Raw genomic sequence first — 10527 nt, 5'->3', positions numbered from 1 at the left:
ATTCTTCGAGCGTTAAAAAAATTCTTCTGTTCGAAGCGTGTTCAATAAGAGAATCGAAGCTTAAAATTTGTTTTCACGCGAGTTTAGAATTTTTAGCGATAGAAACAAATTTTAGCCGAAGTTTCCAGGTCTTGAACTTTTGATTCTTTTGTTTCAAGACAAAAGAATAATAAAAAAACTATCGAAAATAAAACCAATCTCTATAACCCATTACTTCTAAAAAAATCATCAAATCGCAATTGATTATTTCACTTCTAAGGGTCTATTTTGTAAATTTCTGTAAAAAATTACAGCCATGTTACAAAATACCTTGTTAGAAGAGATACAAAATCTTTCAGAATCTCTTGTACAATCTCTGAAAGCAGTCGAGAACGAAGAAGATAATTGGATTACGGTTTGTGAAAAAGCACTGATGAAGATTGATGAAGCCATCCGACTTACAAAACACATGATACTTACTTCCGAATTTGAAACGACCGCAGATGAAGTGTTCTTTTTTAAACATCTGAAACCTGCTTTAATTTCAAAATTCATTTACTATACAAAAATCCTAAGTATAGAATCTTTAAAACCGGCATTAGGAAAAGAAGGCTTGTTAAAATATTTTCTGTCTGAACAGAAAAAGCTGAATATCTTTTACAAGGAACACACGGATTTTTACAGCTATTATCGTCGTGGAGCAACGTATCTGGATCATAAGTATTTTATAAGAAACTCTTTTGATATGAAGATGAGGTTGTCGTTGGGGTTTTATAATCTTGATCCCTCATTTACAACATCTCACGATCATTTTGTCGCCCACATCTTGGCAAATAACGATCTGGAAATCTATATAAAAGGAGAAGTAGAGAAAATAGAAAATGATACAACGCCAGTACGCAGCTACAAATCAATGCTTACGTGGTCTTCTTCAAAAGTCTCGCTCATAGAATTAATTTACAGTCTGCATCTGATGAAGTGTTTTAATGCGGGAAATATTGAGTTGGTGGAGGTAATTCGCACTTTCGAAAAAATGGTAGGTACCGATCTTTCCAACTTTCACAAAATTCTGGGTGAGATTAAGCTCAGAAAAATAAATCGCACAAAATTCCTCCAGTCCCTTTACGAAAATCTCGAACAGCACTTTACAGACCTGGAAGGAAAATAAAAAAAATACCTGCTTACTTACCTCAAATTTCTTATCCCCGAACCACGAATCCTGTTCCCCTTCTCTGAAGGGGTGGATTTTTGCGTCAGCAAAAAGACGGAGTAGTACATCCATCGCTCACCAATGCTCCAACCCTCAATCTAGTCCCCTGCAACTCCCCACATAAAGCCTGCATACTCCCACTGAGTGCCCCAAAATTCTTATTCTTAAAAAATCTTTCGGTACTACCGAATTGCTACCGAAAAAATGTGGTTTCAAACTCTAATCTTTGTCTCATCAATCAACAGTTGCAACAGAAAAGATTGAGTGAATGAACAAACGTGTTTAACTAAAAATTTACAAAAATGGCACATCAAAAAGGAATCTTTAAGATTACAGGTACCATCGGGGATGTTACCTTTTACAAATCAAAAGACGGATATCTGGTTCGCGAAAAAGGAGGGATAGACGCTAAAAGGATTGCCAACGATCCCGCTTTTCAACGCACTCGGGAAAACGGCATGGAATTCGGCAGGGCAGGCAAAGCCGGAAAAATACTAAGGGCTGCATTACGGCCTCTGCTCACCAATGTAAAATCTACCACGATGGCAAGCAGAATGACGCAGATTATGATGAAGGTGATACAGGCAGATACAGTGAGCCAAAGAGGATTGAGAAATGTGATTGACGGGGAAGCTGAACTGCTCACGGGATTTGATTTCAATGAGCTGGGAGCGTTGGCGACAACAATGCATGCACCTTATACTGCATCCATTAACCGGGTAACCGGGGAAATGTCGGTTACCATTGATCCCTTCGTTCCATTGGATATGATAACGGCACCGCAGGGAACTACCCATTTTAAAATAACTTCTGGGGGAGCGGAGGTTGATTTTGAACAGGAGGCATTTACAAATGCTCAGGAGTCAACAGCGGTACTGCCTCACTCGGCAGCGGCTACATCGTTGATCACACATACCATTTCATTACCTGCAAATTCTACCAAACCGCTTTTCTTAGCACTGGGTATCGAATTCTATCAGGATATTAATGGAAGCATGTATGCACTGAAGAATGGTTCTTACAATCCTTTAGGCATCATTAAAGTAGACGGTGGAGTATAATGGAACTGAATATGGTAAGAACGTATCTCTCCGGGGGAACCAATGGAGGTTTATTTCATAATGACAGGTTAGTTTGCCGTACCATTGAACTGCCCTGGAGAGATAATCAGAGACAGATATCCTGTATTCCCGAAGGAAAGTACAGGATGGCGAAACGCTATAGCCATAAGTTCGGTTGGCACTTAGAAATAGTGGACGTAAAAGACAGAAACCAGATTCTTGTACATCCGGCTAATAATGCGGCAAAAGAACTGAAAGGCTGTATTGCTCCGGTTACCCACATATCGGGGGCCGGTATGGGAACCCTTTCTCGACAGGCTTTCACTAAACTGAAAGACATGGTCTATAAAGCTATAAATAATAATGAAGCCGTATGGCTTACAATAACATCCTAAATAATAAAAAAATGAATATTATCAATAGAGCGAAAGCACCGACACCGAAGTTTTTCAGAATCTTGAGAAATATAGGTCTTATGGCAGCAGGATTTGGAGGGGTATTAATCGCATCTCCCATAGATCTTCCTGTAATTATAGAGAATATTGCACAGTATTTAGTATTGGCAGGCGGTATTATATCTGCGGTGAGCCAGGTTACTGTCGACGATAAAGACCGTCAGGATAAGTCCAGTAATTCTAATCTGAAAACGGATCAGGATGAATAATGTCGATACAAAATTAGGTACCCTTGCGGGAACAGTTTTGAGTGTCTTGATGACAATGAATATGGAAAATATTTTGGAAACTGTTTTTCTCGCAATGGTAGGAGCATCTACTAGTTTTCTTATTGCCGTAATTTTAAAAAAAATATTTAGGAATAAGAATGATAGTTGATTCCCTCGATAGAAATGTACAATAAGGTGTAATCAGTTGAGGCTGTATCAAAAGGTAAATTAACACTTTCAGAATCTTCTAAATGACAGAAATGGTCAGGCAGGAATGCGGGAGAGAACGTACTTTTGGGACAGCCTCTTTTTAATTATAATTGAAGAAATACTCGTATATTTACAGGCTTAAAAACAAATAAGTATTAAGGGGACTTGTTCTTTTAAAAATGATAGAGAAAAATGAGAATATATAATGTAATTTTATCAGGAGGAGTAGGGAGCAGGCTTTGGCCGCTTTCACGTAAGCAGCATCCGAAACAGTTTCTGAAATTATTTTCTGGTAAAGCATTGTTTGAACTAACTGCAGAAAGAAATCAGAAAGTGGTAGATGAGATTATGGTGGTAGGCAATACAGATCATATTGAATGGAGTAAAGAGCTTCTGAATGATATTTCAATTCCTAAAACTTTTATAACGGAAACCGCTGCGCGGAATACCGCTGCTGCGATAGCTTTTGCTGCGTTAGCAGTAGATCCTGATGATGTATTGATCATCACGCCTTCCGATCATTTAATCCAGAATCAGGATGCTTATGAAAAAGCCATCAAAGAAGCAGTTGAATTGGCAAAGAAAGATTTTCTGGTGACTTTTGGAGTGGTTCCTTCAAAACCGGAAACCGGATATGGTTACATAGAATATGAAGGTAAAGATGTTCTTTCATTCAGAGAAAAACCTAATACGGAAACCGCTCAGGAATTTTTAGAGAGAGGTACTTTTTTATGGAATTCCGGAATGTTTTGCTTTAAAGCAGGTGTACTTTTAGATGAGTTGAAAAAGTATCAGCCAGAAGTATTGGATAAATGTTCAGAAGCATGGAACGCTTCCGAAAACCAGTGTCTGAATATGGAGGCATCCTTACAGATTCCTTCCATCAGTATAGATTATGCCGTTATGGAAAGATCTAAAAGAATAAAAGTGGTTCCTGCTCATTTCAGATGGAATGATTTGGGCTCTTTCGAATCATTGTATGATTACTTACGTTCTACAGGTCATCCTGTAGATGAAAACGGCAATATGGTGATCGGTACGGAAATCTTTACCGCTTTTGTAGGTCTAAAAGATTCTATTTTGGTTCATACTCCGGATGCATTGTTGATTCTTCATAAAGAAAAATCTCAGGATGTGAAAAAGGTGTATAATCAGCTGGAAAAATATAAATCTACTTTAAGATAATTAAATTGATAAAAATGATTTCAAAAGAATCTAAAATATACATAGCAGGTCACAGAGGAATGGTGGGCTCTGCCATTTGGAGACAGTTATCAGAAAAAGGATATATCAATTTGATTGGTTTAACCAGTAGTGAATTGGATTTAAAAGATCAGAAAGCCGTAGCTGAATTTTTTGAAACAGAAAAACCGGATGTGGTAATTGATGCAGCCGCAAAAGTGGGAGGTATTTTAGCGAATAATTCGTATCCATATCAGTTTTTGATGGAAAATATGCAGATTCAGAATAATTTAATTGATGCTTCATTGAAGAATGATGTTGAAAAATTTATTTTTCTGGGCTCATCATGCATTTATCCCAAATTAGCACCACAACCGCTAAAAGAAGAATATTTACTGACAGATTCTTTAGAACCCACCAACGAATGGTATGCTGTTGCTAAAATTACAGGCATCAAAGCAGTTGAATCAATCAGAAAACAGTTTGATAAAGACTATGTTTCTTTAATGCCTACCAATCTGTATGGCACCCATGATAATTTCGATTTGAATACCTCTCATGTTTTACCGGCAATGATCAGGAAATTTCACGAAGCTAAAGAAAATAATCAAGCACCCGTAACCTTATGGGGTTCAGGAACGCCTATGAGAGAATTTCTTTTTGTAGACGATATGGCAGCTTCGGTAGTATTTGCTTTAGAAAATAAACTTCCGGAGCATTTATATAATGTAGGAACCGGAGTAGATTTAACGATTAAAGATTTAGCAGAACTGATTCAGAAAGTGACAGGACACACGGGAGAAATTATTTGGGATTCAGAAAAGCCGGACGGAACACCAAGAAAGTTAATGGATGTATCCAAAATGCACGAATTAGGCTGGAAACATACAGTAGATCTCGAAGCTGGAATTACCCAAACCTATCATTGGTTTTTAGAAAACATCAACAGTTTTAAGCAGGTAAAGATGTCCTGATCAACTGAGCATCAATCATCATTTATCAAATATCAAACATCATTCATCATTCATCAATAATAAAAAAAAGCATACATCATACAGATGAAAACAGCATTAATAACAGGAGTTACAGGTCAGGACGGTTCTTATTTGGCAGAGCTTCTGTTGGAAAAAGGATATAGAGTTCATGGGATCAAAAGAAGAGCATCTTCATTCAATACGCAGAGAATTGATCATTTATACCAGGATCAGCATGAGCAGCATGTAAATTTTACACTGCATTATGGTGATTTAACAGATTCCACTAATATCATCAGAATTATTCAGGAAGTTCAGCCTGATGAAATATACAATTTGGGAGCAATGTCTCACGTAAAGGTTTCTTTCGATTCTCCTGAATACGTTGCGAATGTAGACGGAATTGGTACTTTAAGAATATTGGAAGCTGTTCGTATTCTTGGTTTGGAAAAGAAAACCAGAATTTATCAGGCTTCTACCTCAGAATTATATGGTGGGTTACCGGAAAATAAAAATGCAGCAGGTTTCTATGATGAAAACTCTCCGTTTTATCCACGCTCACCTTACGGAGCGGCTAAAATCTACGGTTTTTGGATTACTAAAAATTACCGTGAAGCGTATGGAATGTTTGCGTGTAATGGTATTTTATTCAACCACGAATCTCCGCGAAGAGGAGAAACTTTCGTTACCCGTAAAATTACCATGGCTACCGCAGCCATTGCCAAAGGAAAGCAGGAATGCCTGTATTTAGGAAATCTGAATGCTCTTCGTGATTGGGGACATGCCAAAGATTATGTAGAAGCCATGTGGAGAATCCTTCAGCAGGAAAAGCCGGAAGATTTTGTCATTGCTACAGGAGTTACCACTTCGGTAAGAGATTTCGTACGTATGGCTTTTCTTGAAATTGGAGTTGAGCTTTCTTTTGAAGGAGAAAATGAAAATGAAGTGGCGAAAGTGGTAGCTTGTAATAATCCGTTATACCAGTTGGAAACAGGTAAAAAGGTGGTTTCGGTAGATCCCGAATATTACCGTCCTACAGAAGTAGATTTGTTAATTGGTGATCCTACAAAATCCAAAACTCAGCTAGGTTGGAAACCCAAATATGATTTGCAGGCTTTGGTGAAAGAAATGGTGGAGAGTGATTTGATGCTGTTTTAGGATCGGTTAAATTAATTGCGAATTTGTATTTAATAACTTAAAAATTAAGACTTGTATAAAAATCTTATAATATTTGGGACAAGACCTGAAGCTATTAAAATGGCACCTCTCGTAAAAGAATTTCAAAAAAATGCAAATGCATTTAAAACTAAGGTTTGCGTAACTGCACAACATAGAGAAATGTTGGATCAGGTTTTAAATTTTTTTGAAATAACGCCTGATTATGATCTGAATTTAATGCGACATAATCAAAATTTATATACTTTAACCGCAGATATAATTACTCAGCTAAAACCAGTTTTAGAAGACTTTCAGCCCGACTTTGTCTATGTTCATGGAGATACAACGACAACAATGGCTGCGAGTATTGCTGGATTCTATTCTGGAGCTAAAATTTGCCACGTGGAAGCAGGACTTAGAACTTACGACAAACTTTCACCATTTCCTGAAGAGATTAATAGGCAGGTGACGGGAAGAATTGCAAACTATCATTTTGCCCCCACAGAGCAGTCAAAAGAGAATTTATTAAAAGAAAATTTAGATCCGGCATCAGTAATTGTTACGGGAAATACAGTAATTGATGCATTGTTAGAGAGTACAGAAAAAGTAAACAATATTGAAGATTCGGAGATAAGATTTTTAAAAGATATTATTGATCTCAACAAAAAAATAATATTGGTTACAGGGCATAGAAGAGAAAATCATGGTCAAGGATTTATCAATATATGTGAAGCATTAAAAGAAATTGCTGTAAATAATGAAAATATTCAGATTATTTATCCCGTACATTTAAATCCAAACGTTAAAAAGCCTGTGTATGAAATTTTATCTGGTATACATAATATAAAACTTATAAATCCATTAGCCTACCCAGCTTTTGTTTGGTTAATGAATCATGCATATATTATTATTACAGATTCTGGAGGTGTTCAAGAAGAAGCTCCCAGTTTGGGTAAACCGGTATTAGTACTGAGAAATACAACAGAAAGACCAGAAGCTGTAGAAACGGGAACTGTGATTTTGGTAGGAACAGATAAAGACCTAATTATCAAAGAAACTAATAGTTTGCTAACAGATTCTAACAGATACCAAATGATGAGTTCTCTGCATAATCCTTATGGAGATGGAAAAGCATGTGTCCGAATCATTAATTTTATTAAAGCTTTAATATTGACAGATGAATATAAAAGCAAAAATAAATAATTTTTTATCTTCAGAATTAAACAAGAAAATTCTCAATCATAGTTTTTGGATTTTAATTGGTAATGTTATTTCAAAATTTGCATTACTTGTTGCTACCATATTTGTAACCAAATATTTGGGAAAAAAAGAATATGGGCAGTTTGGTATCATTAAATCTACCATTTTGATGTTTGCAATGTTTGCCGGATTAGAATTAGGTATGACAGCAACAAAGTATATATCTCAATATAAGTCAACAGATAAACTTAAAGTTGAAAGAATTGTAGGTTTATCTACTTTATTTTCGATAATTATAAGTATTGCTGTTACAGTTTTGATATTTTTCTTCGCGAAAGAAATAGCCATTCAGATAAAAGCTGAAAATTTAGTTCAGGAGATTAAAATTAGTTCATTTATCTTGTTTTTTTCTTCTTTAAATGGAATCCAAAATGGAATTCTATCAGGAATTGAAAAATTTAAAGAACAGTCAATAAACGGAGCTATTGCTGGGGTATTTTCTTGTGTTTTTTTGGTTTTAACATCAAAGTATTATAACTTAGATATGGTTATAATTGCATTTGGGTTTAATTATGTGATAATTTTTTTATTAAATCTGTATACGCTAAGATTTTTTTATAAGGATTTTAAAATAAAAATTTTCGACAAGAAAAACCTAAAAGAGTTTCAAGTATTATGGAAATTTAGTTTGCCGGCAATTTTGGCTGGAGTTATGATTGCTCCAGTTATTTGGCTTTGTAACTACTTACTAGTCAATCAGCCCAATGGTTACTCTGAAATGGCAAGTTTTGATATTGCCAATCAATGGAGAAATACAGTTTTGTTTATACCATCTGCACTAGCTCAAATAGCACTTCCGATGTTAGCATCACAAGTAGGTAATAAAAAAGAATACAGAATTATATTAAATAAGAATATTAAAATGAATCTCTATATTGGAATATCTTTTTCTTTAATATTTATAATTTTGTCACCAATAATTACTTTGGTATATGGTAAAGATTACAAGGATACTCAAATACCACTTATTATAATGTTTTTAACCACGGCATTAATTACGGTAAATAATGTTGTAGGTCAGGGAATTGCTAGCCAAGGTAAAATGTGGATTGGCTTTTACGTTAATTTAGCATGGGCTATAATTTTAATTTCCTGTACTTATATCTTAGTGCAGAGATATCAGTTTGGGGCAATAGGTTTAAGTTTTTCTTATTTAGTTAGTTATATTTTTCATACTGTAGTACAGTATTTTATTCTTAAAAAGTTTTTGTAAGTCATGATACCAAAAATTATACATTATTGCTGGTTTGGAGGAAAAGAGCTTCCCGATTTGGCAAAAAAATGCATTGAATCTTGGAAAAAGCATTTGCCAGAATACGAAATTAAAGAGTGGAACGAATCAAATTTTGATTTAGACCTCTATCCATTTACTAGACAGGCTTATGATAGCAAAAAATTTGCATACGTTACAGATGTGGTTAGGCTTTATGTGTTGAAAAAAGAAGGAGGGGTTTATTTGGATAGTGACGTAGAGATGCTAAAGCCATTGGACGATTTTTTACATCATGCTGCATTCTCTGGGTTTGAAGATAATAATGTAGTACCTACTGGTATTATGGCGAGTGAGAAGAACAGTATTTGGGCAACAGAAATGTTAAGTTATTATGATGGTAAATCCTTCTTGGATGCAAATGGAAATCCCATTTTAGAAACTAATGTAGTAGTTATTACTAATTTAATGAAGGATAAAGGATTTGTGATGGATAATACTTTTCAGGAGATTTCCAATTATATTGCATTTTATCCAAGTGATGTGTTTTGTCCAAAATCTCATGCTACAGGTGAGTTGCTATTAACGAAAAAATCTGTTTGTATTCACCATTTTGCAGGTTCTTGGCTACCAATAGATATTAAATTCAGAAAGAAGTTAGCTGGTTTTTTTAGGAAAACTATTGGTAATAAATTATATAATAAATTAAGAGGATATGAATAAAATTTCTGTAATCATCCCTTGCTATAAAATGTATCCTCTTACTTAATAGAAGGCTTAGAATAAATTGTTAATCAAAAGTACCGTGACTTAGAAATTATTTGTTTAAATGATGCTTCTACGGATAAGACATTAGAGATTTTGCACGATTTTGCTAAAAAAGACCCTCGTATAAAGGTTTATTCTAATGAACAAAATAAAGGACTTATTTATACCCTTAATAAACTTATTGATTTAGCTAGTTGTGATGTTTTAGTTCGAATGGATCCGGATGATGTCGCAGAGAAAGACCGAATTTTGAATCTCGTTGAGAAAATGATTGAAGATGATGCAGATCTTGTTTCAAGCAATTACAGTTGGATAGATGAAAATAGTAAACCTCTTAAAAAGAAAGGATTTGATTTATTAACTACTCAACTTGGTATTAAATACACTGCAATTTTTAATTCTCCATTTCCGCATCCTCAATCAATTTTTAAGAAAAAAATCTTTGAAAAAGGCATTTATGATCAGGATTACAAGGCTGCTGAAGATTACAAATTATGGACAGTACTACTTTTTTCTGAAAATTTTAAAGGTGTCATTGTAGACAAAGAATTATATAGATATCGTATAAACGAAAGCGGAATGTCACTTTCAAATGCATCTTTACAAGCTCAGAACCATATTACTATTGCAAAAAATTACACTGCAAATCTATTGAATATCTCTACTCAAAACTTTAGATTTTTATAAAAAAGATACCATTGGATAAACCTTTTTCTCCGACTTTTTGTAAGTCCCCGATGAATATTGAGATGACCTTTCAGATGACCGAAAAAAGATTCTATGGCGTTGGTTGTTTTCGGGATTTTAGGATTTTTCAGGAACGAAAACATATTTGGCAAAGCCTTTCTGAT

The 10527-nt window shown here is 34.9% G+C and carries 11 protein-coding genes and 1 pseudogene; 11 read left to right on the top strand and 1 reads right to left on the bottom strand.

Going from position 1 to position 10527, the window contains the following annotated elements; all coding sequences use genetic code 11:
• Window positions 1-295: 295 nt before the first annotated feature.
• The 11 genes from IV513_RS13815 (at window position 296) to IV513_RS13765 (ending at window position 10363) form a co-directional block, all read left to right on the top strand.
• On the top strand, window positions 296-1147 hold the full coding sequence (locus tag IV513_RS13815) for an RteC domain-containing protein (protein ID WP_209391142.1): 852 nt from the start codon (window positions 296-298) through the stop codon (window positions 1145-1147).
• Between the two features lie 500 nt (window positions 1148-1647).
• Window positions 1648-2250 carry a hypothetical protein gene (locus IV513_RS13810; RefSeq protein WP_317196431.1) on the top strand — a complete coding sequence of 201 codons (603 nt, stop codon included), beginning with the start codon at window positions 1648-1650 and terminating at the stop codon, window positions 2248-2250.
• Window positions 2250-2645 (top strand): DUF5675 family protein, encoded by a 396-nt coding sequence (locus tag IV513_RS13805; protein WP_209391140.1) that lies wholly within the window; start codon window positions 2250-2252, stop codon window positions 2643-2645. Before IV513_RS13810 ends, IV513_RS13805 begins: the two co-directional genes overlap by 1 nt.
• An 11-nt stretch (window positions 2646-2656) precedes the next feature.
• A complete protein-coding gene (locus IV513_RS13800; RefSeq protein ID WP_209391139.1) occupies window positions 2657-2914 on the top strand; it encodes a hypothetical protein in 258 nt (85 codons plus the stop codon).
• Window positions 2915-3316: 402 nt separating this feature from the next.
• Window positions 3317-4309, top strand: coding sequence for a mannose-1-phosphate guanylyltransferase (locus IV513_RS13795; RefSeq protein WP_209391138.1), 993 nt, complete (start codon window positions 3317-3319; stop codon window positions 4307-4309).
• Between the two features lie 17 nt (window positions 4310-4326).
• Complete coding sequence (locus IV513_RS13790; RefSeq protein ID WP_209391144.1) at window positions 4327-5280, top strand: GDP-L-fucose synthase; 954 nt, start codon at window positions 4327-4329, stop codon at window positions 5278-5280.
• A gap of 84 nt (window positions 5281-5364) precedes the next feature.
• Window positions 5365-6438, top strand: a complete 1074-nt coding sequence (gmd, locus tag IV513_RS13785) for a GDP-mannose 4,6-dehydratase (protein ID WP_209391137.1) — start codon at window positions 5365-5367, stop codon at window positions 6436-6438.
• Window positions 6439-6489: 51 nt separating this feature from the next.
• Window positions 6490-7641, top strand: a complete 1152-nt coding sequence (gene wecB / locus IV513_RS13780; RefSeq protein ID WP_209391136.1) for a non-hydrolyzing UDP-N-acetylglucosamine 2-epimerase — start codon at window positions 6490-6492, stop codon at window positions 7639-7641.
• Window positions 7616-8911, top strand: a complete 1296-nt coding sequence (locus IV513_RS13775) for an oligosaccharide flippase family protein (protein ID WP_209391135.1) — start codon at window positions 7616-7618, stop codon at window positions 8909-8911. Before wecB ends, IV513_RS13775 begins: the two co-directional genes overlap by 26 nt.
• Window positions 8912-8914: 3 nt before the next feature.
• Window positions 8915-9631 (top strand): glycosyltransferase family 32 protein, encoded by a 717-nt coding sequence (locus IV513_RS13770; RefSeq protein ID WP_209391134.1) that lies wholly within the window; start codon window positions 8915-8917, stop codon window positions 9629-9631.
• Between the two features lie 63 nt (window positions 9632-9694).
• Window positions 9695-10363 carry a glycosyltransferase gene (locus tag IV513_RS13765; protein WP_209391143.1) on the top strand — a complete coding sequence of 223 codons (669 nt, stop codon included), beginning with the start codon at window positions 9695-9697 and terminating at the stop codon, window positions 10361-10363.
• On the opposite strand, the pseudogene IV513_RS13760 reads toward IV513_RS13765, so the two are convergent.
• Window positions 10342-10527: pseudogene (locus IV513_RS13760) on the bottom strand (transposase); the annotation flags it as partial. The gene IV513_RS13765 and the pseudogene IV513_RS13760 sit on opposite strands and share 22 nt — an antisense overlap.

This window comes from Chryseobacterium sp. RR2-3-20 (assembly GCF_017808115.1).
Classification (GTDB): Bacteria; Bacteroidota; Bacteroidia; order Flavobacteriales; family Weeksellaceae; genus Chryseobacterium; species Chryseobacterium oryzae.
This window is presented reverse-complemented; position numbering and strand designations above follow the sequence as displayed.